Source organism: Planococcus sp. CPCC 101016 (assembly GCF_007859295.1).
GTDB lineage: Bacteria > Bacillota > Bacilli > Bacillales_A > Planococcaceae > Planococcus.
Genome location: NZ_VOHB01000002.1, coordinates 407,544 through 432,287, shown reverse-complemented (window position 1 = coordinate 432,287; position 24,744 = coordinate 407,544). Strand labels below are relative to the sequence as shown.

Genomic DNA, 24,744 nt, shown 5'->3' with positions numbered 1-24,744 from the left:
TGCCCGTCGAATCTACACGGCTGCTTCCGCTTTTCTTTAGAACCCCAGCAGTTTTCTGAAGTAGCTGGAATAGGACTGGCTGACGGGGATTTTTTGCCCGTTATTCATCGCCAAAACAAAGGTTGAATGTGTATCCGGATAGATTTCTTCTATATGATGCACATTAACGATGAAGGAGCGATGGCAGCGGATGAAGGATTCCCGGGGCAAGAGGAATTCAAATTCTTGCAGGGAGTTTTTATTGGTGCCCGAATAGCCTTCAGCATGAACATGGGTTTTGCGGTCTTTCACCTCTAAATACTTTACCTCAGTGAAAGGGATCGGCTTCCAGCCATCTGGGCTTTTTACCGTAACCACTGACTTGCCTTCGGTAAATGCGGGGTAGATGGCCATCACACAGCCTTGCAACTCTCCCTCATGTTCAAACGGTACGGCCATGCCATGATAAGGCACGCCAAAAATTTCCCGATTGATGAATTCAGATGTCTTCTGATTCGCCTGTAAGGCTTTATGGGCAATAGTACCGGGTTTTACAGGATCTCCCGACTTTATTTTCAAATCCACCCGCTTGCTCGGCCTGTAGTAAATGTATTCCTTCGTATTCGTCACAGCTATTGAAATTTCATCAGAGAATAATTCTCCCATGACGTCCAACAGCGAACCCAGTGTAAAACTTTCCATTGTAAACCTCCTGTTTCAACTCAATGTTTTGATTATACCTTAAAACTTCCTTCCATTAGAAAAACCAGCCCTTCAAGAGGACTGGTTGGTTGCTTTTATTCTGACAAAAGCATCGTGCCGTTATTGGTTAAATTAGCATGCCAGGAAAATGCTTTTTCCAGCACATGAGGCGTCTGGCCACCACGCAGCAGCGCTTCCTCGTAGTAAGCGCGCATCTGATCTTTATACATCGGATGTACACAATGTTCGATGATCAAAGGAACCCGCTCACGCGGAGCCAGGCCGCGGAGATCCGCATAGCCTTGTTCGGTCACTACAATATCTACGTCGTGTTCGGTATGATCCACGTGCGAAGCGAACGGGACAACACTTGAAATGATGCCGTCTTTCGCTATCGACTTGGTGACAAAGATCGATAAACGGGCATTGCGGGCAAAATCTCCAGATCCGCCAATGCCGTTCATCATCTTGATGCCTGAAACATGAGTCGAGTTGACATTGCCGTATATATCGAATTCCAATGCCGTATTAATGGAAATAAGTCCGAGCCGGCGAATCAAACCTGGATGATTTGTAATTTCCTGTGGCCGCAAGATAAGTTTATCACGGTAATCTTCAAAGTTTCCAAATACCTGGTCCATTTTCTCCTGTGAAAGGGTAATGGACGAAGCCGAAGCGAACTTCACTTTTCCCGCATCAATCAAGTCAAAAACAGCATCCTGAAGCACTTCGGAATATACTTCCAAATCATCAAACTCCGAATCGATCAGACCAAGAAGAACCGAATTGGCTACCGACCCAATTCCTGACTGCAAAGGTGCGAGCCGATTGGTCAGCCGACCGGACTTTACTTCTGCCCGCAAGAAGTTTAATAAATGTCCAGCCATCACTTCGGTTTCCGCATCCGACTCCAAAATCGTAGAAGGAGAATCCTGTTGCCCAGTAAAAACAATACCTCGAACTTTTTCAGGATCGACCGGTATACCAATGGTGCCGATACGGTCATTGACCCGAGTCAGTGGAATCGGCGAACGCTGCCCCTGCAATCCGGGTTCATAAATATCATGCACTCCTTCAAACAATTCCGGCTGCGACATATTGATTTCGATTATCACGTTTCTCGCATGCTTGACGAAAACCGAAGAGTTTCCGACGGAAGTCGTTGGAATGATCATGCCGTCCTCTGTCATCCCCAATGCTTCAATTACAGCAAAGTCGATTGGTTCAATGACCCCTGCCCGGATCCATTCAGCCGTCTGGGACAAATGATGATCGACAAATAGCATATTGCCTGCATTTATTTTTCTGCGCATGGCGGGATCAGCCTGAAACGGCAAGCGCTTATGGACGATTCCCGCTTCCGCCATTAATTTATCTACATCTGATCCTAAAGAAGCACCAGTAAAGACATTCACTTTAAATTGCTCTGTTTCTGCACGGCGAACCAATGCATACGGTATGGCTTTGGCATCCCCTGCTCGTGTAAACCCACTTAACCCAAGTGTCATTCCATCCTCAATCCAAGACGCTGCCTCATCAGCAGAGACAACCCGATTCTGTAATTCAATGGCTTTGATACGACGAAGTTTTTTGTCCACCTATATCACCTTTCAGAGGCTTTAGTTTGTTTGGCCTGTACCTCTATTATACTTCATTCCCCATCCCTCCAAAACAAACCAAGCTTCTGAGAACTACTTTTCACCGGCACTTCTTCACAATCCTGCAACAAAGTGAACCAGGCAATTTCCATCTCAATTCTGTTTGCTTGCAATTAAAAATACCGTTTCCGCTTTTCTTTGCACTTTAGAAAACAGGAAACCAAATAGAGAGTAAAAATGAAAATAATTAGAAAATTCTTTTTATAGAATAATATTTTGACACACATTCGTAATAATAATTTGAGTTTATTCCATTGACTTCAACGGATATCCATCCTAATATATAAAACATTGTCAAAACGAAATGTGTTCGTGCAATAATATGAAATGAAACGAGGCTTTTATTAATGTCTTCTGGCCAACGCAAAAAAATCACCATATTGATGGTTAATATGTTTATTGCTATAGCAAGCTTTGGAATTATCGTCCCTATCCTCCCCGCCTATCTCGTGTCTATTGATCAAGGCGGCACTGCCGCAGGACTCATGATCGCTATTTTTGCAGGAGCTCAGCTGTTATTTTCACCTCTCGGCGGTAAATGGGCAGACGCTTACGGTCCCCGTAAAGTCATCATCTTAGGCTTGTCCCTGTTAACAGTGTCCATGCTGATGTTTTATGCAACCGATTCGATTTGGATTTTGTATGCCTCCCGTATTGTCGGCGGAATCGGCGACGCCTTTTTAGTACCGGGCATCTTCACTTACGTGGCCGGCATTACCACTTCGGCTCAACGAGCAAAAGCTACAGGTCTTGTAACAGCTTCTATGTCACTCGGCTTAGTTATTGGACCTGGGATTGGTGGATTCCTGGCAGACTTCGATCTGAAACTGCCATTTCTGGTATCTGCCATCGTCACACTGACAGCCGTTCTGTTCTCACTCATCCTATTGAAGGAAATTGAGCCTGCAGAAGAAATCTCAAAACAGGCCGAGGAGTTTATCAACGCGGAAACGATGTTCGAGCAAATCGGCCGTTCGGTCAAAATGCCGTATTTTATTCCGCTGATCATCACCTTTGTTATGAGCTTCGGCCTGGTCGCCTATGAATCCGTCATTGGCTTGTATTTGACCAGTCAATTCGAATCGAGTTCTAAAGATATTGCCATGATGATTACTGCCACCGGCCTTGTCAGCGTCATTGTCCAGGTCTTCGTGGTTGACCGCCTGATCAGGCGTTTCGGCGAAGTGGCTGTTTTGATCGCCTTTCTCGGGGTAGCGACTGGCGGTTTCCTATTGTCTTTGATCGCCGGAAGCTATGCCGCTTTCTTCGGTGTCAGTCTGGTAATTTTCCTGGCTATGGCCATTCTCCGACCGGTGCTGAATATTTTAATTTCGAAAATGGCACAAGGCGAAGTCGGCTTTGCAATGGGAATGAATACAGCTTATATGAGTCTCGGAAATGTTCTGGGTCCTTTATCAGCTGGTCTCCTATTCGATTTAAATATCAATTATCCATTTATTTTGGGTCTCGCTCTGCTGATCGTCACGTTGTCGATTGCCGTCGCTTGGCGAAGTTCCCGCGCTGCCAAAACACTCGCTTTATTGGCAGCGAATGATGCTTCCGAAGCGGAATCTCTAGTCTAGAGATTCCCTTTTTTATGGCCTTAAAAATTGGTAAATAGTTCAAGTCTATTCCGTTGACAAGAAGTGGAAGCTCAAATAACATAGAAAAGTTGAAGAATATAAAAAGAAATACTAATCAGGTCTTTACTGATCCGGTAAAACGGAATAAATCACCTTAACATTTTAGTAGAAAAGAGGATACTTAACATGTCTGCCGACCAAAAAAAGAAAATTTTTATCTTGATGATCAATATGTTCATCGCCATAGCCAGCTTTGGAATTGTCATTCCGATTCTGCCTTCATATCTGCAATCCATTGATCAAGGCGGGACAGCGGCAGGATTGATGATCGCCATTTTTGCCGCTGCGATGTTCGTCTTTTCACCGATCGCCGGAAAATGGGCAGATCAATACGGGCGTCGAAAAATGATTATCTACGGATTATTGGGTTTAACCATATCCATGTTCGTTTTCTATGCTTCTGATGCTATCGCGATTCTGTATCTGTCACGCGTCATCGGCGGCATCGGAGCAGCCATGCTCATACCGGCAATTTTCGCCTATATTGCAGACATTACGACATTTGACCAACGTGCAAAAGGAACCAGTTTGGTTTCCGCCGCCATGTCTCTTGGAATTGTCGTCGGACCTGGGATTGGTGGATTTTTAGCTGATTATGGCATAAAACTGCCTTTCCTGGTTTCTGCGCTGGTATCGCTTGGCGCTGTAATTTTCTCAGTTATCTGGCTGAAAGAACACGATGCAACAGACGCCGATCCGGCATTGGCTGCCACGTTGACAGATGACGAATCCATGCTTACCAAGATTGGCCGCTCCACCAAAATGCCGTATTTCATTCCTTTGGTTATCACCCTTGTCATGAGCTTCGGTCTGCTGGCTTATGAATCAGTGGTTGGCCTCTATCTGGATAATCAATTCAATTCAACAGCGAAAGATATCGCCTTTATGATTACTGCAACTGGAGTCGTCAGCGTTATTGTTCAGTTGTTTGTGGTTGATCGGATTGTTCGCCGCTACGGGGAAGTGGCTATTCTGATCACATTCCTTGGTGTGGCGGCATTAGGTTTCTTGATGTCGTTGTTTGCAGGAAGCTACGCCATGTTTTTCGTCGTTTCCCTGATAATTTTCCTGGCCACTTCTATTTTGCGCCCTGTCTTGAACACCTTAATTTCAAAAATGGCAGATGGCGAAGTTGGCTTTGCAATGGGGATGAACAATGCTTATATGAGCATCGGAAATGTAATTGGCCCCTTGCTTGCCGGCACGCTTTACGATGTTAATATTATTTATCCATTCATCTTGGGTCTGATTATGCTGATCATTACCATGTTTATCACCATCTCTTGGCAGCGTTCGCGCGCTGCCAAAACCTCTGCAACTGCATAAGATTTGTTGGCTATTGATGGGCTCTCTTTTGAGAGCCCTTTTTTATTCTTTTGTCGAATATTGTCTCTAGCTTTACGGGTTTGTTTATCCGTTGTATAATATTTGTACAACACTTACCATAAAATCTATAGAATGAAGGTAATGCTATGTACAATATCAAAGCAGCTGCCAAAATCTTAGATATGCCGAAAGTGACAATCCGTTCCTGGGAAACGCGCTACAGCGCAATTACTCCGGCTCGAACGGAATCTGGACACCGCTTGTATTCGGATCAAAATCTGGAAGATTTGAAATGGCTAAAAATACAAGTCCAGGATAACGGCATGAAAATTAGCGAAGCCGTAAAAAAGCTTCATGCTTCGCGCAAACAGTTCATTGTCCCGACTAACGAACATCATAAAAACAAAACATTGGAATACGACGAACAAATAAATCAACTTTTCCAGGCGGCGGCCGAGATGGATACGGAGCGCTTTAACTATTTACTGGATCTGCATTTTTCTTTATTCCATCACCAAACAGTCTTCTTTTACATTATCGCGCCATTGATGGTACGCATTGGAGAAGCTTGGGAAAATGGGGTCATCAGTGTAGCTCATGAGCATATGATTACTCATATTGTCCAACAGCGTTTCAATCAGTTTTTCCGGATCTTTCCGGTTTCACCAAATTTGCCAAAGGCTATGGCACTCAGCCCAAGCGGCGAACAGCACCAGTTGGGGTTGTTATTATTCACTTTATTCCTCCGGGAAAACGGGTTTTCCGTGGTTTATATCGGACCGGACACGCCTCTGGAAGGTTTAGAGGAAATGGTCATTAAACAGAACTTCAAATTGATGTGCATGTCCATCGCTTCGCCTAAATTGCTTCCGGTGGCCAATCAGTATATCGACACTTTAGCCAAGGCGAATCCTGAAATGCATTTTATTCTCGGAGGAATGGGTGTCGATTGTGAACAAACTGAAGGCAATCGCTGGTACTTGGGCAGCGATCTAAAGGTATGGCAGCAATGGCTGGATAAGCAAAAGTTTTAACACAGACAGAAACCCCCTCAAATTAGCAGATTGAGGGGGTTTCTGTATAGTTTTTTTATAGGCTTACTGCCAGTCGAGATCTTGGTAATCCTTTTGATAAGGTCCATTGTCCGTTACTTCAGAATGGTACAGCGCTTTTAAAGCAAAGCCTTTTTCAAGCTCCATGTCTTTCATCAACACTTTCAACCGTTTTTTCAATTCCGGATGATCACTGACCAATTGCTCCATTTTGGATTTGGTGTATTTCATCTTTATCCGCTCCTTTTACATCCTGTTATCTTCATTGTACACCGCAATAGAAAAAAACGCACTTGCCTCAGCAAGTGCGTTACTGTTTTGGCCTCAGCCTAAATAATGAAACACAAAATTCGCCAGGAACAAGCCGGCGATGATAAACAAAGCCGGTGAAACTTCACGCCGTCTGCCGGTAGCGATTTTCAAAATCGGATACAAAATGAATCCGATGGCAATACCGTCCGCAATGCTGTAAGTAAACGGAATCAGTGCCACAATCAGCAAGGCTGGGAAGCTTTCGGTCATGTCCTTCATATCGAGGTTTTTGATGTTTTGCAGCATCAAGCCTCCGATGATGATCAGAATCGGCGCAATTGCACTGTCCGGAATCAGTTTGATGACAGGAATAAAGAACGAAGCTACCAGAAACAGCAAGCCGGCCGTAATGGTCGTCAAACCTGTCCGGCCACCCGCTGTCATGCCGGCTGCACTTTCGACCGTTGCCACTGTTGGGCTCGTGCCAAAAACGCCGGATGTCATTGCTGACACCGAAGTCGCCTGAAAAGCCCGACCGAATTTCTCCGGACGTTCGATGAATGCCACTTGCCCGTGGACAAGTCCAATGTTCTCAAACACCAGCACCATCGTCAGCGAGAATACCGCGACCCAAAAGGTTATGGACAGGATATTCCCAAACGACAACGCTCCGAATACCGCAAATGCTTCCGCGGCATTGATCGATGATTCATTCATGCTGCCGAAATCGATCAGCCCGAAGAATGAAGCGATAACTGTACCAACCACAATCGTGATGAGGAAATTCCCCGGCACATTGCGGATAAACAGCACAATCGCGATCAGAAACGTCAGCACCGTTGCCAGTACATGCGCTTCTGCAAACGACCCGAGTGCCAGAATTGAACTCGTACCGCGTTCCACGATGCCGCCCTTCTCAAGGCCAATCAACATAAGAAATAACCCGAGCCCCACTGTAATCGCTTCCTTCAAGGAATAAGGCACTGCCGCACTCAACATTTTCGCAAAACGCGTAAATGCCACTGCCACAAAGATGATTCCCGAAACAAAGACAACTGCCAGTGCTTCCTGCCACGACAAGCCCATCGACTGAACCATCGTATAGGAGAACAACGCATTGATTCCCATACCCGGCACCAGCAAAATCGGTACATTGCCCCAAAATCCCATGAGCAAACAACCGAAAACCGATGCTGCAATGGTTGCCACAATTGCCGCTTCAAGCGGCATGCCAGCTTCCGATAAGATCAGCGAATTAACGGCAATAATATACACCACCGTAAAAAAGCCGATCAAGCCTGCCGTTATTTCTCGTTTGACCGTTGTGTCGTTTTCTTGAAGACCAAAATATCGGTCCATCCAATTAAACATAGTCATAACCTTCTATTAAATTAGCCCTCTCCCTACCCGCTCTACCTATCGAAATAGGTAAGCCAAGATAGGAGTGTAATCCAAAAAGAGAAAGCTGTCAAGGAGATATGCTTGATGATGAAATGGACTGTCCGCGAACGACTGTAAAAAAAATTTAAGCGACTGCAAATCCGGCTAAGTGACTGTAAAAATTTTTGAGCGACTGCAAATTTTCCTGAACGACAGTAAATCACTACGAACGGTTGCAAATGGCCAAATAACTCAAAACTGGTCGCTTTTCGCTTGCGAAAAGCCTGTAATTAGGTTTTTGCATTAGGTTTGAAAATAAGATAGCCGCAAAGAAAGTTCAAATGCTATACTTCTATTAATTTAGAGAAGGAGGAATCTATATAGGCACAAAAATTGATTTATTGCCTCGGGTACAAGCTATGGAATTGCTGCTCGCGAGACTGGTAAACCATCATCCGCAACGGCCATTTCTTGAACGGGAGCTCCACTGGACAACTGCCGGAAAAAGAGGCGAGAGCCGTCTGCAAAAGAAATTCAATGAATTTTATTTGGAGGAAGAATTTCAGATATTGTGGGATATCAGCTTGAAAATGGGCACTTGGCCCGTTCAGATGGATGGCCTGCTGCTGACGAAGCGCGGCGCTGTCATCATTGAGTCCAAAAACATCAACGGGCAACTCCATTTTGATGAAAAGACAGGTGAATTTTATCGCATTAATTTGGCCGGAGAGAAAGCCATCATGGAAGATCCAAGAGTCCAATTGAATAAGCACATTCGTTTTCTGACGCAGTTCTTCAAGATGAAAAAGATCAATCTGCCAGTATCCGGACTGATCGTCTTTACTGCCAAAGATTGCGAATTCGCGTCCAAACCGCATCGCGCTTCTATCTGCAAGACCTATCAAATGATTGAATACCTCTTACGGATTCTGCAAGCTTTCCCCCTAGAAGCTGAAAACATCAAATTGGGTAAAATTAGAAAGCTGATTTTGAGCAATGAAACCCCTTATAAACAACCCCCTTTATGCACACACTATTTTATTGATCCGAAAGATTTGCAACCCGGCGTTTATTGCCGGCATTGCCGAACCCTGTCGATGCAGCGGGACAAACGCAGCTGGATCTGCAACAAATGTGGTGTGAATGATGCCTCAGCACATCTTTTGGCGATTCAGGAGTATTTCACATTTGTGGAGCCGGAGATCACTAATCAGAAGTTTCGTGAGTTTTGCGGATTGGAATCTCCAGCCGTCGCTAAACGCTTGCTGACAAAACTGGATTTAGAGAGCTCTGGCGCCGCGAAAAATCGTACCTATCATTATCGAGAATAGTGAAAATTGAGTCCCGCAAATTGCGGGGCCTATTTACATGGAAGTTGATGAGCGACTGCAAATCCGGCTGAGCGACTGTAAAAATTTTTGAGCGACTGCAAATTTGCCTGAGCGACTGTAAAATCAATCGAACGACCGTAAATCCATTTAAGCGCCTATAAGCCAATCGATCTCCCAAAACCGACCACCCATAACCCCAAAATGCCCCGCTTTTCGCAAGCGAAAAGCACTAAAACAAAAAAAGGACCCGCATCAGCTGCGAGTCCTTTCATAATAGTTAGTTTAGACGAACATTCCGGCAATGGCTGCGCTCAATAATGAAGCGAGCATACCTGCCGCAACGGCGCGAATGCCGAGACGGGCGATATCCGGGCGGCGGCTTGGCGCCATGGCACCAAGTCCACCAAGAAGAATTGCCAATGAGCTCAAGTTAGCGAAACCACAAAGGGCAAAGCTGACAACGATGACAGTTTTAGGTGACAGATCGGCAATTTCAGGAGCAAAGGCTGTGTACGCAACAAATTCGTTAAGCACCAATTTTTGTCCGATGAAACTACCAGCTTGGACAGCTTCTGCCCAAGGTACACCGATCGCCCAAGCAAGCGGCGCGAAGATGACGCCCAAAATGCTTTGGATGGTCAGGCCTTCAAAACCGAACCAGCCGCTGATTCCACCAAGTACACCATTCAATAGAGCGATCAAAGCGATGAACGCAAGAAGCATCGCACCGACATTCAACGCTAATTGAAGGCCGTCAGATGCTCCGCGTGCCGCTGCATCCACAACGTTGACCGAAGTTTGGTCTTTTTCCATAACGAAGTCTTTTTCTTCGACTTCCTCTGTTTCTGGCATCATCATTTTAGCCATGATCAAACCGGCTGGTGCAGCCATGAAGCTGGCAGCCAGCAAGTATTCAAGAGGCACACCGAGAAGTGCGTAACCGGCTAAAGTTGAACCGGCAACGGATGCAAGTCCACCAGTCATTACTGCGAACAACTCTGATTTGGTCATCCCCGCGATGAACGGGCGTACGACAAGCGGTGCTTCCGTCTGGCCGACGAAAATATTTGCCGCAGCGGAAATCGATTCCGCTTTACTGGTTCCAAGAAGCTTAGACAACGCGCCTCCCAAAAGTTTAATGATAATCTGCATAACGCCGAGATAATAAAGTACTGAAATTAAAGAAGAGAAGAAAATGATGATCGTCAATACCTGGAAAGCAAAAACAAAACCAAAACCTTGTGTATCCGCCGCTGGGCCGAACACGAAGGCGATTCCTTCACCTGCGTAATTGATGACGTTCTGGACTAGATTCGAAAGCCCCAAAAGGAGTTTTCTACCGAATTCCCATTCCAGCACCATAAATGCAAACGTAATTTGGATAGCTAATCCGCCGAGAATTGTCCGTGGCTTAATAGACTTCTTGCCGCTTGATAATAGGAAGGCGATTCCGAGAACAACGAATACGCCAAAGATGCCCCACAATAAATTCACAACTTCACCTCATCGGTATATTTTTTATCAGAAAATTAAGCAAATACATTGTTTAACTCTACTGTCGTCAGACATCTTACCAAATCTAAAGAAAGAAGTAAATGGCTATCGTGTGACAAAATGATAACGCCTTCATTTGCTCTCTCTCCACCTCAATCAAGCCTATCCTTTCTTCTCATTCTCTTCTTCCATTACCGGGCCGGTTTTCCTTAAAAAGAACGATAAAACCACTCCAATGACACTTAACACACCAACTACCATAAATGAAATGTTGACGCCGCGTATCAATCCTTCAACGCCATATTGTTCAGGATCAAGCGCTGTGCTGGTCATCACAGTCACTAGAAGAGCCGTTCCGATTGATCCTGACACTTGCCGCATTGTATTGCTCATGGCTGTACCGTGTGGAATCAGCCGTTCCGGCAGCTGATTAAGCCCTGCTGTCGTTACCGGCATCATCACCATAGCGACACCAAACATGCGGATTGCGTGCATGATAGTCAAATACAAGAAAGAAGTTGTCGCTGTCAGCACTGTAAATTGGAAAGTGGACACCGTTACAATCGACAAGCCCACAACAGCGAGCCATTTGCCTCCTACTTTATCAAAAACCCTTCCAGTAATCGGATTCATCAAACCCATAATGATGGCTCCCGGCAGCAGCATCAGTCCGGATTCAAGCGCCGTAAAGCCGTGCATGTTCTGCATATAAATCGGCAGGATTGTCGCACTGCCGATCATCGAAATAAAAACGATCACACTCAGGATTGTCGATAAAGTAAAAATACCATAGGCAAATACCCGGAATTCCAGAATCGGCTCATCCAGACGGAATTGCCGGCGGATAAAGAACACCAGTGATATAATGCCAACCCCAATGGAAACACTCACTGCAAGATTGTCCCACCCAAGCGAGCCGGCGCTGGAAAAACCGTAGAGAATTCCTCCAAAACCAAGCGTCGATAGGACAATCGATAAGTAATCCAAGGTTGGAAAGGTTTGCTTAGTGACATTTTTCAAGAAAAAATACGCCAGGAGCAAATCTAGAAGCGCAATCGGTATAACGATATAAAACAGCGCTCGCCAAGGGTATTGACCGACAAGCCAACCTGACAGCGTTGGACCGATGGCGGGAGCAAAAGAAATGACCAGTCCGAATAAGCCCATCGCCTGCCCGCGTTTTTCAACCGGAAAAATGATGAACAGTACAGTTTGTGTCAGCGGCATCATGATGCCCGCTCCCGCTGCTTGGACAATCCGGCCGACCATTAGAACTGAAAAACCTGGAGCAAAAGCACAGATGATGGTTCCGGTCGCAAATAAACCCATTGCCACGAAAAACAGATTGCGTGTAGAAAATTTTCCGATCAAAAAAGCGGTGATGGGAATCATGACACCATTGACCAGCATAAAGACAGTCGTCAGCCACTGTGCCGTATTGGCAGTAATATTCAAGTCGTCCATGATATGCGGCAAAGCTGTCGCAAGCAGGGTTTGATTCAAGATAGCCACAAAAACCCCGGCCATCAGCACAGCCAGAAAGGGACCTTTCGCAATATCGGTTTCTGTTTCCTTCTGCCGTATCTTCGCCATGCCCTCTCCCCCTACTATAGCCTTTACTTTATTGCTTACCCTTTCGCTTTTTAAATATTCATCGATCCAAATAAAACTGCGCAGCCCCGAGGCCGCGCAGTTTGCCGTTATTCGGTAACTTCATTTCTTCGGCGATTCACACGGTAAAACACCAAGTACAAGGATGGAATCATCACTAATGTGAACAAGCTTGAGAACGCCAATCCGGCAATGATGGTAACTGCCAGCGGTTCAAACAACGGGTCTCCCGACAAAGCGACCGGTACGAGCGCAATAATCGACGTAATCGATGTCAGAAGAATCGGCTTGATGCGGGCATAGCCTGATTCGATGATGGCTTCTTTGATATCAAAGTCACCGGACAGGCGGCGCACTTCCACAAAGTCGATCAACACAACCGCATTTCGAACGACAATCCCTGTCAGGGAAACAATTCCCATAACGCCAAGGAAACTAAGCGGTGTCTGTGTCAGGAACAAGCCGAGAATCGCACCGGAAATTCCTAGATAAACGGCGATCAGGACAAGGAATGGCAAGCTGAACGATTTAAACTGGAAGGCAATCACCAGGTAGACAAGCAACAGCACGACCAGAAACAGCACGCCGATTTCAGCAAAGAATGCTTCCTGATCCGAATTTTCACCGCCTGTCGACAGTTGGTATCCTTCCGGCAATGAATTGCGTTCAGCATCCACTACGTCCAGCATCCTGTTTTCAAAATCATCGACTTCGCCGAAAGCACGCAGCGTAATCGTGCGGTCTGCCTGCTGATGAGGGATTTGCGCCAATCGGTCTGTTTCTTCAGCCGTCAGCAATTCATCCATCGGAACCAACTGCGGCGGTCCTTGTTCAGCAAGTGAAGGAACCTCAAACTGTGACAAGTCAATCGGTTCCCCATCTTCAATGCCTGATTGTTTCAAGTATACTTCATATGGCATTTGTCCCTCATAGATGGTGTAGAGAGGCACGCCTTGCGTCAAGAGCTGCAATTGATTGGTCACGGTGCTGAGCGCGATATTATTCGACTGCAAAGCATCTCGGTTCGGTACGTATTCAATAGCCGGTACCGGATCTCCCAGATTATCGGTTACAATCGTCGCGCCATTTTCCAGCATCTGCGCTTTCAGCACATCACGAAGTGATTCTAATTCTGCAATGTCCTCACCCTTGACGTCTACAGTAACTGGCGCGCCAACAGGCGGCCCCTGGACAATCGTGTCCAGGAAAATCTCTGCTTCTGGGAAACGCTCACGCAGTTCTGGCTGCCACTTGCTGATAAAGTCGGCAGCCGTCGTGCTGTCACGATCGATGCGGAACGCTGCCTGGCCCGTGTTGCCGCCAGTATTGTCCATCGACGCTGAAAACAGGTTTGGCAAACCTTCTCCGGCAAATATGGCCGTTTCGGTAATATTTTCATCTTCTGATTGGACTTGCTCAGTCAAATCAGCAAGAAATGCATTCGTCTCTTCAATGGTCGTGCCTTCTGCCAGACGGACATCCATTGTCACTTCTTCCCGGTCTGCTGCCGGGAAAAATTCAAACGGCGTAAAGAACGCCAGAGACAATAGACCTGTCGCCACTACCAAGCCGCCGACTCCGACAAGAATCGGACGTTTCAACACGCTTCTCAGTACTTTATTGGAATAAAACAGCGCTATTTTTTCGAGTGGCTTCCCTAAAAATCCAGGAGTATCTGAAATTTTCTTCGCTCTTCTTTTCGTTTTCAAGTATTGCATCATCGGAACCAAGGTAATCGACAGCACCGTTGAAGCAAGGATAGTGGTGATCAGGATACTCGGCAAGGCTTTAATGAACGCCCCGTTGCCGCCGGACAACAGCAGCAATGGTGAGAAGGTTACGACAATTGCCAAACTGGAGGAAATAATCGACGGATATACTTCGCGGACGCCGGTGATTGCGCCGTTTAGCGGTGAATCGCCCAATTTATAGCGCCGCTGGATATTGTCGTTGACCACGATGCTGTCATCAACCAGAATACCGATGGCAATGATGAGGCCGATAACCGAGATCTGATTCAAATCGACACCCATAAACGGAATTGGAATCATGCCGATCAGAACTGACGCCAACACGGTCAATGCAACCGCAAAAGCTCCGTACAAGGTCAGACCCGCTGTAGTAACAATCAAAACCGCCAATACCGCAATAGCCAATGAAATATAAAGGCTGTCGAAGATTGTGTTGACGTTGTCTGCCTGCGATTCGTATTTTTCGGCCTGGACTCCGGCCGGCAATGTTTCGGTAAACGCCTCAATCACTTCTGACACATTGTCATCAACAGAAGGCACATCCTGCTCCGTCTGCAAAAAAACGGTGTAGGAAATTGCACGCTCGCCTTCGAAAGTGACGATGTCTGTCGTTTCCTGATCTACTGTTTCGATGGCGGCTACGTCAGCAAGCGGAACAGCTGCTCCGCCTACCTGCAGCTGCTCAAGCTTTTCGATGCCTCCGCTTTGCTGAACGGTCAAACTGACCTGCTCGTTGCCATTGTCATGGGTTCCGAGTGATAGCGGTTGGTTGGCCTGCTGCAGTGATTCCAGCACCTCGAAAGCCTGCAGATTATTGGCTGCCAGCTTTTCGCTGTCCAGTTCGATCAGTACTTGTTGTGTATTTAATCCTTTAATTGTCGTGCCGGCTACTCCAGAGACCGCTTCCACCTCATCGGATAACTCGGATAAAGCGCTTTCCATATTGCCTAACTCTTCTTCATCCCCGTAAAACATATAGGAGACCAAAGGGGAAGTCAGGTCCAGTTTTTCGACAGAGGGTGCCTGCGCAGTTTCTGGAAATCCGGAAGCTGCACTGCCCGCCTGCTGTTGGATGCTGTTGATCAGGTCGTCCGGATTCTCCCCATCCTCCAGTTCAAGCGTGATGATCGAAGCCGAATTCGAAGAAATGGATTGCATTGAAGCAATCCCGTCCACTTTCTGGACCTCTCTTTCCAACGGATTGGTTATGGATGTTTCCACTTCTTCTGGTCCTGCACCAGGCAGAATCGTCGAAACCAACACCAGACTTGACGGTGTTTCCGGGATTTCACGTTGCGGCAAAGTAAGAAACGTATACACGCCTATAATGGAAAAAATCAAAATCAAAAAGATGAATAGTTTGCTGCGATCCAATATGTATTTCATAGGCTGTGCCCCTTTTCATTTTGTATAATAATTGTATAACTCAAACTTTGGAAACGCTAATAAAATGCACAGAAAAACCGGATGAATTTTCATCCGGTTCTACGAGCTTTGAATCTTTTGCTGTTTCATTAAAAAAGCGGCAATAAACAACAGCAGCGGCAACAAGATACTTAGGCGGAACCAGGTTCCCTCTTCCCCCATAAAAATAAGCAGCATTGGCGGAAGCAGAGCGATTCCGCTCCATGCAAGCGCTTGCCATGACTTTCTCCAAAAGCCGACAATCGCCAGTACGACGGCAGCAATGACCAATGACCAAAGCAAAATCCCGACCAGAAAGAAGCCCACTTTTACGCGCCTCCCTACTTTTATCTAGCACTTACATATCTATACCCCTTTTTCAAAAATAAACCTCAGCACTAAACTAAAAAACCGGATAGCTGAATTTCGCTATCCGGTCAAAAATTCGTTTAGAGATTCTGGAAAAATAAGCGGAGGACATCCAGTCCGCCAATGACATTGCCCGCTGCTGTTCCGATATTGGTCAACACCACTACCAACAGCACACGAGTGACTTTATTGTCCCAAAATCCTTTGATGGTAAAAACGTCTTTTGATAAGGTCTGGAAATCTCCGACATTCGGCCGGCGAACATACGCTTGCGCGAGCCCCGAAAACCAGCCGGCAGCCAAAAGCGGATGCAAGGCCCCAATCGGACCTCCCACAAAAGCGGTCAATATGGCCAGTGGATGACCGAGAGCTAAGGTCGCTCCAATAGCTCCAAGACATGCCGTCCACAACACCCAGCTGATGGTCTGATCGATTCCCGCTGCAGGGTTGTTCAGGAATGTGACTGCGATCATAGCGACTAGCGCCAACGGAATGGCCCATCCAATGATTTTCGGCCATTTCGATTTCGGCGGAATTTTCGATAATTCCTCCAGATCGTGTTCGTTATGAACTTCCTTGATGATTCCCGGAATGTGGGCTGCTCCGAGGACGGCAACTATTTTTTTGCCTGGGGCTTCTTTGATTTTTTGCGCCAGGTACTGGTCCCGTTCATCGATCAGCGGTTCCTTCAATTTAGGGAAGGATTGCGTGAAATCATTCATTACGGCGTTCAAGGTATCCTGCGATTTCATCTTCTCCAGGTCCTCTTCCGAAATTGTTTCTTTGCTGAAAATACTGAAGAATACGGAAGTTAAAAGTTGAGCCTTGCCCATAAATCCGATATTGCCCCAGATGCGTGAAAACGTCACTTGGATATTGCGGTCGGCAAGCACCAATTCTGCTCCGGCTTCTTTAGCTGACGCAATTCCCTGGATCATTTCCTGTCCAGGCTTGATGCCAAACTGATCTGCCAGACGATTCTGAAACGAGGAAATCGCCAGATTCATCAACAGCAAACTGGCTTTCTTGTCTTTGATCACTTTAAAAATATCCGTCTCTTTCCACTTGCTGCCCTGCGTAACCGATTCATAGCGCTGCGCATCCAATTCAATGCACACCGAATCCGGCTGCTCGGCTTCGATAACTGCTTTCACCTGCTCCGCACTGGCTTTGGAAACGTGCGCCGTACCGATCAGAATTAATTCTTTTTCGCCGTATTCTATGCGTGTGATATTGTCATCCATCATGTTGTACTTCCTTCATAGAACTATATTTCTTTTCAAACTACATGAAAAGACTGTCTATTCTTTATAATGAATCACTGCAGCGAAAATATCAACGACGCACTCTTTAATTTTCTATTTTAAAATTGCCGCAAGGTCACAAATCGGTCGCATTGAAGGTATCGCCTTCTTTTAGATTACCGGCTTGGAAGCCTTTGTAGAACCAGCGCTTGCGCTGTTCCGAACTGCCATGGGTAAAGCTTTCCGGCACTACATAACCGCGTGACCGCTGCTGGATGGTATCATCTCCCACTGCGCTTGCCGCTGTCAGTGCTTCCTCCAGATCGCCTTCCTCCAAATAACCCATACCTTGTGCATGATGTGCCCAGACACCCGACAGGTAATCGGCCTGCAGCTCCAGACGAACCTGCACTTTGTTGTATTCTTCTTCACTTAATTGATTGCGCAGAGGCTGGACCTCTTTCATGACGCCAAGCAGGTTCTGTACATGATGCCCCACTTCGTGCGCAACCACGTAGGCCATGGCAAAATCACCGGGAGCCTGGAATTGGTTCTGCAGTTCATCGTAAAAACTTAAATCAATATACAATTTGTCATCCCCTGGACAATAGAAAGGACCGACGGCCGCACCTGCCGTTCCACATGCGGATTCGACACTTCCTGTATAAAGTACAAGTGTCGGCTCAACGTATTCCAGGCCTTCTTCCGCAAAGACTTCTGTCCACACCTCTTCTGTATCCGCGAGAACAACCGAGACAAATTCTGCCAGCTCTTCTTCTTCCGCTGTCGCTTCATACGGCTGGACTGAGCTTGTTCCTGCAGACCCGCCCAATTGATCCAGGACGACACCCGGATCACCGCCTAAGAACGCCACCAACAGCACAATCAGGATGCCTCCAATTCCGCCTCCCGCTACCACTGCACCGCCTTTGCCACGCCGGTCTTCAACATTTCTGCTGGCTTTTCTCCCTTTCCATTCCATAAGGCTCCCTCGCTTCACAATTGTTTTTTATTCTAAGCATACCCGTTGCCCTCTTACTTCTAATCCATTTTGGGCAGACGATAAATTAAAAAACGCTCTCGTGGCTCCTTATAGAAACCGGTCAGCTGAACCTCCTCCACCAATTCAAAAATGGTACTGTTTTCCAGGAAATCGCTATATTCCTGCGGAGCAAAAAATAAAATCAGTTCCACCGTCCGCGGAGCTGTTTCAGCTGAATCCAGCACTCGATTAATAAAACTAATGAATACCTGCACTGAAAATGGATTGAAGAAATAAAATTTATTGTCCCGTGCATGGATGGGGTAATCCTGAGCCAGACAATTATAAAACTCGATCATATTCTCCGAAATTTTATGCGTTTTAGAATAATGTTTTTTATTTTCTAAAGCTTCTCCATAAAATACCGGATTCATTTCGATTCCTGCACTTTCGATACCAAATAAATGGTGGACATAAAAATTGAGGCGTCCTTTTCCGCATCCGACATCCACCAGCCGGTCTTCAGGCATCAGGTGATAATCTTGAAAGAGCCTGTCGAGCAATTCATAAGGAGTCGGCTCATAGCGGTTGTGGTGCAGAGAATCGGTAAAACCTGGCTGATTCCCTGCCGTGGCGATGTTCAATTGCCGTTCATATGCCAGTTCGTTCATCTCACCCACTCCTTTCCGATAAAATTTTATGTTCTTCACCTTGCAATGGACAGCAAAATTTGTTATAGTACAGCTAATTAAATATTTCTTGCTCCATTTTACATGGAGTAGGATAGAGGCGCAAAAACCATCAGTACGCAAAACGAGGATGATGAGATCCATTGACGTTTGCCGAAAGGGGGATTTGCCGAAGTGGCGGGAATCTCATGTTCCTGTTCGCTGGGTCTGCATCGAATAGATGCAGGACTGTCATATAGGAAACTATATGGAGGGCTATCTGATGCACAGGAACGAATGATAAACATTGTTTCTACTGCAGCAACGGGACCCCTCGTTGCTGCTTTTTTTGTTCATTCCTGACTGGCCCCTCACCTCTAAGCTTCGACAAAAATTAGAAAAGGGTGTGTTCTTTATGAATTTCGGCCAAGTAATCACAGCAATGGTGACGCCTTTCGATCGCCATGGAGAAATCGATTTTCCAGCGACGCAAAAACTAATAGAGCATTTAATCGCAAACGGTTCAGACGGCCTTGTCGTCGCCGGTACTACGGGAGAATCTCCGACTTTATCGACAGACGAAAAAGTGGAATTGTTCCAATTCACCGTCAACACAGTCGCCGGACGAATTCCGGTAATCGCAGGAACTGGTTCAAACAATACACGCGCTTCCATTTCATTGACCAGACAAGCGGAAGAAGCAGGCGTTGACGGCATCATGCTGGTCACGCCTTATTACAACAAACCTTCCCAAGAAGGCATGTTCCAGCATTTCCAGGCAATTGCCCAGTCTACCAGACTGCCGATCATGCTTTACAATATTCCAGGCCGCAGCGTGGTCAATATGTCTCCGGAGACGATCATTCGCCTGTCCCAAATCGACAACATCGTCTCTGTTAAAGAAGCGAGCGGCGACTTGGATGCAGCTGCAGAAATCATCGAAAAAACTCCGGATTCATTTTCTGTTTACAGCGGCGACGACAGTCTGACCTTGCCGATGCTGTCAATCGGCGGAACCGGAATTGTCTCAGTTTCGGCGCATATTATCGGCAACGATATGCAGGATATGATCACCAGCTTCAAAACTGGCGATGTGAAAACGGCTGCTGCCATTCACCGGAGACTATTGCCGACGATGAACGCATTGTTCGCGGCACCGAATCCTACTCCTGTCAAAGCTGCACTTAACTTGACCGGTGTTGAAGTAGGCGGAGTGCGCTTGCCGATGATTCCGTTAACAGAGGAAGAAACAATGACCTTGCGTAAATCTTTGCCCGATATCCATTCAGAAGCTGTAACAAATTAAAGTTAGCAATAAAAAATGCTGAAGCCCGAGGGCTTCAGCATTTTTGCGGTTATTCGACTTTCATTTGTTCCAATACACGTTTCAAACTGCCGCCGATCTCCAAATCTTTCAAGTCGACCCCAATTTCAGTCAATGTTCTGGCAATTTCAGGTCGTATCCCTGTCAAAATTGAACGTACACCAACCAGCTTCAGCGATTGAATAATTTTGATGATCTGTTCCGCTACCATCGAATCCACCCGCACCACTCCGGATAAATCCACAATCAGGACGCTTATTTTCAACTGGTTCGCAGACAGCAATGTTTTCTCCAGAATGTAGCGGGCCCGATCAATTTCTATACTGCCCACTAAAGGCAAAATGGCCACTTGGTCACTGACAGGCACTACCGGGGCAGAAAGTTCAAGAAATTCTTTTCTCGCTGATTTCAACTTCCGCTGATACGACTCCGTATAAGCGTGAGTGTACGAATAAGCGGCATAATCTAGCAAAGAGTGGAAAAACTCCATAACATCAAAAAGAAGCTGAAGCTTCATTTCTTTTTGTACAGCTTCTGTTTTGATGACTTTCCCAATATGTTTACGGTAAAGTGAAGTTTCCGCCAACGCGTCATCGAGTGAACTGTCATTCTCCAGGAAAAAGTTTCCTGTCCTATCTCCCCACTTCTGAATATTACTGTAAACTTTTTGAACATCGCAGCTATTGCAGATTGATTCGCCAATCAATGCGATAAAATCGATTCGAGTCCTATTGACCGTGTCGAGAAAAGCTTCGTTTGCTTGAAGCTGTTCAGCCGGAAGGTCTCTGACCACTTCTTCATGAATCAATTGAGCGATTAATTCCTTATCCGCTAATACCCGTTCCCCCAGCAATCGATTATCTTTTTCCATCAGAACCTCCAAAGACAAAAATATTCTCGTTTGCTCCATTATAGCTGTTGCAACATAAATTGTAATAGATTTATTTTATTATTCACAATCCAAAAATACATCCACCTTGAAGGCGGATGTATCTTACAGCTTTGCATCAACTTCCAAGAGCCTGGTTTCTTCCAGCCGCTTTGGCTTTATAAAGGAATTCATCCGCCCGCGACAGCAGACTAACCACTTCATCTCCCTGCTCATATGCTGCCACACCTATACTGACTGTGACAGGCACATGCGCCCAGTCAGCGGATTCCATATGAGTGCATAAGGCAGTGCCCATAGCCAAGCCTTTTTCTGTATCCGCGTCCGGCATAACTACTATAAATTCTTCACCGCCAAGACGTGCCACGATATCAGCAGATCCCACTTCCTTTTTTAGCCGGTCCGCTAATTCTTGAAGCACGGCATCGCCCGTCTGATGGCCATAGGTATCATTGACTTTCTTGAAATGATCGATGTCCAAAATCAAGATTGCAATTTCTCGGCCATTTTTTGCCTGTGCCAAAAACTCCTCAAGCCTGTCTTCCAAGTAACGGCGATTTTTCAAACCAGTCAGCGAGTCTGTAGTTGCCAGTTGCTGAAGTTCTGAGTTAAGATTCACTAATTCCTGCTGTTTGCATTCCACTTCATTCATCAAAGTCTGCAATTTTTCATAAGCTTGTGCTGTTTCCCGGTTAATCTTTTCAGCATTGCGCTTTGCCAACAGCAATTCTTTTTCATACTCTCCCCGAACACTCATTTGAATCAAAGCACATTCGTAAAATCCTTCATGTTCTGTTGTATTCATTAGGACCGGCATTGGCCCCTGATCACTTTTCAGCGTCAAAAACATTTCATTTACAGTACCATGCATCTTAATCGAGGGCGTGAAATACGTCTGAAAATAAACCCGTGAAGCGATTGTCAGCAAATCATGCATATGCTGTGAATTATTTGTCCCAGTCATGTTCTGCAATGTTGTATTCATTTCAACGATGCGCAATTCCTGGTCCAGAACCAAATAACCACAAGGCGCTCTATCGAGTCTTTGTTCCAATGTGTTCACTCCTCTAATTTGCCAAGTATGCCTTGATGTATTTCGCCGTTTCTGCAGAATCGCTCAAATGCGGGTTATGTCCCACAGCTTCCATCACAATCATTTGACTGCCTGCGATATGGTCGTGGACATACCGACCAACTTCAGGCGGCGCAATCGCATCAAATTTAGGCTGAAGAATCAGGGTTGGCACTGTCACTTTATCCAACTTATCACGTAAGTCTGAAGTAAACGTCACTTCAGCAAACTGCCGTGCAATCATTGGATCATTCGAACACAGGAGCTGCTCAAACTCTTCTGCCAATTGAGGACGCTCCTCATTTTGCATGACGACAGGTGCCAAGTACTTCGCCCATTCTTTATAATTGGTTTCCATCATATCCAATAATTCATCAATATCCGTTTGTTCAAATCCGCCGTTATAGCCAGGTTGGTTCATATAGTATGGAGATGGTCCGATCATGACCATTTTTTCCATCAGTTCCGGACGCTCAATCGACGCCAGCATGCCGATCATGGCGCTGACAGAATGCCCAACGAATATCATTTCCTTAAGTTCCAATGCGTCACAGACTTCCAAGAGATCCTGCTTGTAGCCGTCTAAAGTGCTGTACCGCTCTTTTGAATAAGCGGTCTTGTCACTGTTTCCCGATCCCACATAGTCGAATGTGACCACTCTGTAATCCCCTTCAAACTCTTTGATGGTATTGCTCCAGACTCGGTGATCACAGCCAAAACCATGGCCGAATAACAAGGTTTTTTCGCCTTGCCCGGTCACTTGAACGTTGTTGCGCTTTAAAATTTCGATGCTCATCGAGATTCCTGCTTTCTGTATTTTAATAATTAAAAAAAGATTACTTTTCTTTAAATGCAAATTATTTCCTAATCATAGCACCAATAGTTCAATATTACTGCATATCATTTGAGAACTGTATGTTGTTTGGACATTTCATTCTTTAGAACTGATTTCTTATACAACAAAAAACAGCAGACCTCTATCTGCTGTTGAGAAATTTTTATAAAATGTCTTATCGCAGTGGAAAAATTCTTAAAAATAAAAGCATGGCTTATTTAAAATCCCTGAAAACTGTTTGATTTTCAAGTGAATAGTAACTTTTTTGAGACGACGCTGTATTTCTTCAGTTCCGTACGTTTCGGATTTGTCCGCTTGTTTTTAGTTGTGCTGTCATCTCGGTCCCCTGTTGCAGTATATGCTAATACTATATTGATTCTCATCTCTTTTTCTCTTTAAGAAAGTAATTGAAACCCTGGAAGTGGATCATGGAATCCCGTCCAGTCCTGACTGGTTTCTTCATCTGTCAGCAAACAAAGATCCAGTCCTCTTATAATATCCGCCTGGTCCATGCCAATTCCGATCAGCACCAATTCGGTCATTTTAACGCCATTTTCCAGATCCCATTGTCCTGCATGTTCAATGCCGAGTGATGGTCCTGCCTGTGACAGGAGAACAGTTGCATCTGTCCTTGTCGCTAACCATAGAAAGCCTTTGGCACGTACAATTTCCACTGGCCACTCCATAATCCAATCCATCAGCCGTTGCGGATGAAATGGTTTCTGGCTGCGGTAAACAAATGAAGAAATCCCGTATTCCTCTGTTTCAGGTATATGCTCACCGTTCAGTTCCTTGAGCCAGCCGGAACTTTGGCTAGCCTTTTCAAAGTCGAATAAACCGGTATTCAATACCCTGTCCAAAGCCACTTTTGAGTGCTCAGTTTCGATGATCTGCGCCTCTGGATTCAAAGCTGCAAGCAACCCATGCAGTTGAATGCGTTCCTGAGGTGACACCAAATCCATTTTATTCAATAGAATTACATTGGCAAACTCAATTTGGTCAATCAGCAAATCCAAAATTTCACGGACATCTTCTTCTGTCGTTTCCTGCTTTCTGTCCAACAAAGACTCACCTGATGCAAAATCCTTCCAAAAAGCATAGCCATCCACCACTGTCACTAAGGTATCCAAACGGCAAAGCTTCGTTAAATCAATTCCTATTTCTTTATCACTGTATGTAAAAGTTTGTGCTACAGGCAGCGGCTCACTGATTCCTGAGGATTCAATGACAATATAGTCGATATTCCCAAGCTCAACCAGCTTTTCCACTTCCACCATAAGGTCTTCCCTCAACGTACAGCAAATACAGCCATTTTGCATTTGCACCAATTTTTCCTGCGTCTGTGAAAAACCGCCTTGCTTCACTAATGCCGCGTCAATGTTTACTTCACTCATATCATTTACTATGACCGCTATCTTCAAATTTTCTTGGTTATGCAATAGATGATTCAGCAATGTCGTTTTGCCGGCTCCCAGATAACCACTCAAAACCGTAACTGGAATATGTCTTCCCATCATGCTGTCTCCTCTTCCTTTATTTCTTTAAAATGTAATGATTACGTTTTAAATTCTATATAAGATTTAATAGTAAAGCAAGTCCCTATTTTTTCCGTCGTCCTATTTTTAATGTCTTTTCAAAATTATCTTCTATCTTCAAATTCGGTTCGGCTGAATCTATGTATACTCCATATTCCAACAGGTTTTCTGTACTTTCTAACAAAACTTATAAAAAGCTTTTCTCTTTGCTCCAATAGCAAGGGGGTTTATTTTGAAAAGCAA

Annotated in this window: 20 protein-coding genes, 1 pseudogene and 1 riboswitch; of the genes and pseudogenes, 5 read left to right on the top strand and 16 right to left on the bottom strand. The window is 45.5% G+C overall.

Going from position 1 to position 24,744, the window contains the following annotated elements; genetic code table 11:
* Window positions 1–36 precede the first annotated feature (36 nt).
* Window positions 37–681: a LytTR family DNA-binding domain-containing protein gene (locus FQV26_RS02015; protein WP_146555702.1), complete on the bottom strand. Its 645-nt coding sequence runs from the start codon at window positions 679–681 to the stop codon at window positions 37–39.
* Between the two features lie 95 nt (window positions 682–776).
* Complete coding sequence (gene scpC / locus FQV26_RS02010) at window positions 777–2,279, bottom strand: succinyl-CoA:acetate CoA-transferase ScpC (RefSeq protein ID WP_146555701.1); 1,503 nt, start codon at window positions 2,277–2,279, stop codon at window positions 777–779.
* A gap of 407 nt (window positions 2,280–2,686) precedes the next feature.
* Between scpC and FQV26_RS02005 the strand changes: the two genes are divergently transcribed.
* From FQV26_RS02005 to FQV26_RS01995, 3 genes are all read left to right on the top strand, one after another.
* Window positions 2,687–3,922, top strand: coding sequence for an MFS transporter (locus FQV26_RS02005; RefSeq protein WP_146555700.1), 1,236 nt, complete (start codon window positions 2,687–2,689; stop codon window positions 3,920–3,922).
* Between the two features lie 186 nt (window positions 3,923–4,108).
* The gene (locus FQV26_RS02000; protein WP_146555699.1) at window positions 4,109–5,308 is read left to right on the top strand and encodes an MFS transporter; all 1,200 of its coding nucleotides are present in this window, start codon (window positions 4,109–4,111) and stop codon (window positions 5,306–5,308) included.
* A 146-nt stretch (window positions 5,309–5,454) separates the two neighbouring features.
* Window positions 5,455–6,342 (top strand): MerR family transcriptional regulator, encoded by an 888-nt coding sequence (locus tag FQV26_RS01995; RefSeq protein WP_146555698.1) that lies wholly within the window; start codon window positions 5,455–5,457, stop codon window positions 6,340–6,342.
* A 63-nt stretch (window positions 6,343–6,405) separates the two neighbouring features.
* Here the strand turns inward: FQV26_RS01995 and FQV26_RS01990 are convergent, their stop codons facing one another.
* Window positions 6,406–6,591: a hypothetical protein gene (locus tag FQV26_RS01990; protein WP_008432215.1), complete on the bottom strand. Its 186-nt coding sequence runs from the start codon at window positions 6,589–6,591 to the stop codon at window positions 6,406–6,408.
* A gap of 93 nt (window positions 6,592–6,684) precedes the next feature.
* A complete protein-coding gene (locus FQV26_RS01985) occupies window positions 6,685–7,983 on the bottom strand; it encodes an NCS2 family permease (RefSeq protein ID WP_146555697.1) in 1,299 nt (432 codons plus the stop codon).
* A gap of 428 nt (window positions 7,984–8,411) precedes the next feature.
* Between FQV26_RS01985 and FQV26_RS01980 the strand changes: the two genes are divergently transcribed.
* Window positions 8,412–9,323 carry a nuclease-related domain-containing protein gene (locus tag FQV26_RS01980; RefSeq protein WP_261384244.1) on the top strand — a complete coding sequence of 304 codons (912 nt, stop codon included), beginning with the start codon at window positions 8,412–8,414 and terminating at the stop codon, window positions 9,321–9,323.
* Window positions 9,324–9,605: 282 nt separating this feature from the next.
* On the opposite strand, the gene FQV26_RS01975 is transcribed toward FQV26_RS01980, so the two are convergent.
* From FQV26_RS01975 to FQV26_RS01945, 7 genes are all read right to left on the bottom strand, one after another.
* Window positions 9,606–10,817 (bottom strand): NupC/NupG family nucleoside CNT transporter, encoded by a 1,212-nt coding sequence (locus FQV26_RS01975; RefSeq protein ID WP_146555696.1) that lies wholly within the window; start codon window positions 10,815–10,817, stop codon window positions 9,606–9,608.
* Window positions 10,818–10,979: 162 nt separating this feature from the next.
* On the bottom strand, window positions 10,980–12,410 hold the full coding sequence (locus FQV26_RS01970) for a DHA2 family efflux MFS transporter permease subunit (protein ID WP_146555695.1): 1,431 nt from the start codon (window positions 12,408–12,410) through the stop codon (window positions 10,980–10,982).
* 107 nt (window positions 12,411–12,517) lie between these two features.
* Window positions 12,518–15,565 (bottom strand): efflux RND transporter permease subunit, encoded by a 3,048-nt coding sequence (locus FQV26_RS01965; protein ID WP_146555694.1) that lies wholly within the window; start codon window positions 15,563–15,565, stop codon window positions 12,518–12,520.
* 99 nt (window positions 15,566–15,664) lie between these two features.
* Window positions 15,665–15,910 (bottom strand): hypothetical protein, encoded by a 246-nt coding sequence (locus FQV26_RS01960; protein WP_146555693.1) that lies wholly within the window; start codon window positions 15,908–15,910, stop codon window positions 15,665–15,667.
* A gap of 122 nt (window positions 15,911–16,032) precedes the next feature.
* The gene (locus FQV26_RS01955; RefSeq protein ID WP_146555692.1) at window positions 16,033–17,199 is read right to left on the bottom strand and encodes a TraB/GumN family protein; all 1,167 of its coding nucleotides are present in this window, start codon (window positions 17,197–17,199) and stop codon (window positions 16,033–16,035) included.
* A 133-nt stretch (window positions 17,200–17,332) separates the two neighbouring features.
* Window positions 17,333–18,178: a KPN_02809 family neutral zinc metallopeptidase gene (gene ypfJ, locus FQV26_RS01950; protein WP_146555691.1), complete on the bottom strand. Its 846-nt coding sequence runs from the start codon at window positions 18,176–18,178 to the stop codon at window positions 17,333–17,335.
* Window positions 18,179–18,237: 59 nt separating this feature from the next.
* The gene (locus FQV26_RS01945; protein WP_146555690.1) at window positions 18,238–18,849 is read right to left on the bottom strand and encodes a class I SAM-dependent methyltransferase; all 612 of its coding nucleotides are present in this window, start codon (window positions 18,847–18,849) and stop codon (window positions 18,238–18,240) included.
* A 105-nt stretch (window positions 18,850–18,954) separates the two neighbouring features.
* A riboswitch (Lysine riboswitch) is annotated at window positions 18,955–19,133 on the top strand.
* 128 nt (window positions 19,134–19,261) lie between these two features.
* On the opposite strand from FQV26_RS01945, the gene dapA reads away from it, so the two are divergent.
* Window positions 19,262–20,152, top strand: coding sequence for a 4-hydroxy-tetrahydrodipicolinate synthase (gene dapA / locus FQV26_RS01940; protein ID WP_146555689.1), 891 nt, complete (start codon window positions 19,262–19,264; stop codon window positions 20,150–20,152).
* A 49-nt stretch (window positions 20,153–20,201) separates the two neighbouring features.
* Here dapA and FQV26_RS01935 read toward each other — a convergent pair whose 3' ends face one another.
* From FQV26_RS01935 to FQV26_RS01915, 5 genes and pseudogenes are all read right to left on the bottom strand, one after another.
* Window positions 20,202–21,041 carry an STAS domain-containing protein gene (locus tag FQV26_RS01935; protein ID WP_186759594.1) on the bottom strand — a complete coding sequence of 280 codons (840 nt, stop codon included), beginning with the start codon at window positions 21,039–21,041 and terminating at the stop codon, window positions 20,202–20,204.
* A gap of 136 nt (window positions 21,042–21,177) precedes the next feature.
* Window positions 21,178–22,113 (bottom strand): GGDEF domain-containing protein, encoded by a 936-nt coding sequence (locus tag FQV26_RS01930; protein WP_146555687.1) that lies wholly within the window; start codon window positions 22,111–22,113, stop codon window positions 21,178–21,180.
* 13 nt (window positions 22,114–22,126) lie between these two features.
* The gene (locus tag FQV26_RS01925; RefSeq protein WP_146555686.1) at window positions 22,127–22,927 is read right to left on the bottom strand and encodes an alpha/beta fold hydrolase; all 801 of its coding nucleotides are present in this window, start codon (window positions 22,925–22,927) and stop codon (window positions 22,127–22,129) included.
* 276 nt (window positions 22,928–23,203) lie between these two features.
* Window positions 23,204–23,349, bottom strand: a pseudogene (gene rpmG, locus FQV26_RS01920) (50S ribosomal protein L33); the annotation flags it as partial.
* Between the two features lie 12 nt (window positions 23,350–23,361).
* The gene (locus FQV26_RS01915) at window positions 23,362–24,480 is read right to left on the bottom strand and encodes a GTP-binding protein (protein ID WP_146557735.1); all 1,119 of its coding nucleotides are present in this window, start codon (window positions 24,478–24,480) and stop codon (window positions 23,362–23,364) included.
* Between the last annotated feature and the right edge of the window lie 264 nt (window positions 24,481–24,744).

What these genes read in the sequence shown, in the direction of transcription:
- FQV26_RS02015 (WP_146555702.1), bottom strand. Translation starts at nt 681, where the DNA reads ATGGAAAGTTTTACACTGGGTTCGCTGTTGGACGTCATGGGAGAATTA.
- FQV26_RS02005 (WP_146555700.1), top strand. Translation starts at nt 2,687, where the DNA reads ATGTCTTCTGGCCAACGCAAAAAAATCACCATATTGATGGTTAATATG.
- FQV26_RS02000 (WP_146555699.1), top strand. Translation starts at nt 4,109, where the DNA reads ATGTCTGCCGACCAAAAAAAGAAAATTTTTATCTTGATGATCAATATG.
- FQV26_RS01995 (WP_146555698.1), top strand. Translation starts at nt 5,455, where the DNA reads ATGTACAATATCAAAGCAGCTGCCAAAATCTTAGATATGCCGAAAGTG.
- FQV26_RS01990 (WP_008432215.1), bottom strand. Translation starts at nt 6,591, where the DNA reads ATGAAATACACCAAATCCAAAATGGAGCAATTGGTCAGTGATCATCCG.
- FQV26_RS01985 (WP_146555697.1), bottom strand. Translation starts at nt 7,983, where the DNA reads ATGTTTAATTGGATGGACCGATATTTTGGTCTTCAAGAAAACGACACA.
- FQV26_RS01980 (WP_261384244.1), top strand. Translation starts at nt 8,412, where the DNA reads ATGGAATTGCTGCTCGCGAGACTGGTAAACCATCATCCGCAACGGCCA.
- FQV26_RS01970 (WP_146555695.1), bottom strand. Translation starts at nt 12,410, where the DNA reads ATGGCGAAGATACGGCAGAAGGAAACAGAAACCGATATTGCGAAAGGT.
- FQV26_RS01965 (WP_146555694.1), bottom strand. Translation starts at nt 15,565, where the DNA reads ATGAAATACATATTGGATCGCAGCAAACTATTCATCTTTTTGATTTTG.
- FQV26_RS01955 (WP_146555692.1), bottom strand. Translation starts at nt 17,199, where the DNA reads ATGATGGATGACAATATCACACGCATAGAATACGGCGAAAAAGAATTA.
- ypfJ (WP_146555691.1), bottom strand. Translation starts at nt 18,178, where the DNA reads ATGGAATGGAAAGGGAGAAAAGCCAGCAGAAATGTTGAAGACCGGCGT.
- FQV26_RS01945 (WP_146555690.1), bottom strand. Translation starts at nt 18,849, where the DNA reads ATGAACGAACTGGCATATGAACGGCAATTGAACATCGCCACGGCAGGG.
- dapA (WP_146555689.1), top strand. Translation starts at nt 19,262, where the DNA reads ATGAATTTCGGCCAAGTAATCACAGCAATGGTGACGCCTTTCGATCGC.
- FQV26_RS01935 (WP_186759594.1), bottom strand. Translation starts at nt 21,041, where the DNA reads ATGGAAAAAGATAATCGATTGCTGGGGGAACGGGTATTAGCGGATAAG.
- FQV26_RS01925 (WP_146555686.1), bottom strand. Translation starts at nt 22,927, where the DNA reads ATGAGCATCGAAATTTTAAAGCGCAACAACGTTCAAGTGACCGGGCAA.
- FQV26_RS01915 (WP_146557735.1), bottom strand. Translation starts at nt 24,480, where the DNA reads ATGGGAAGACATATTCCAGTTACGGTTTTGAGTGGTTATCTGGGAGCC.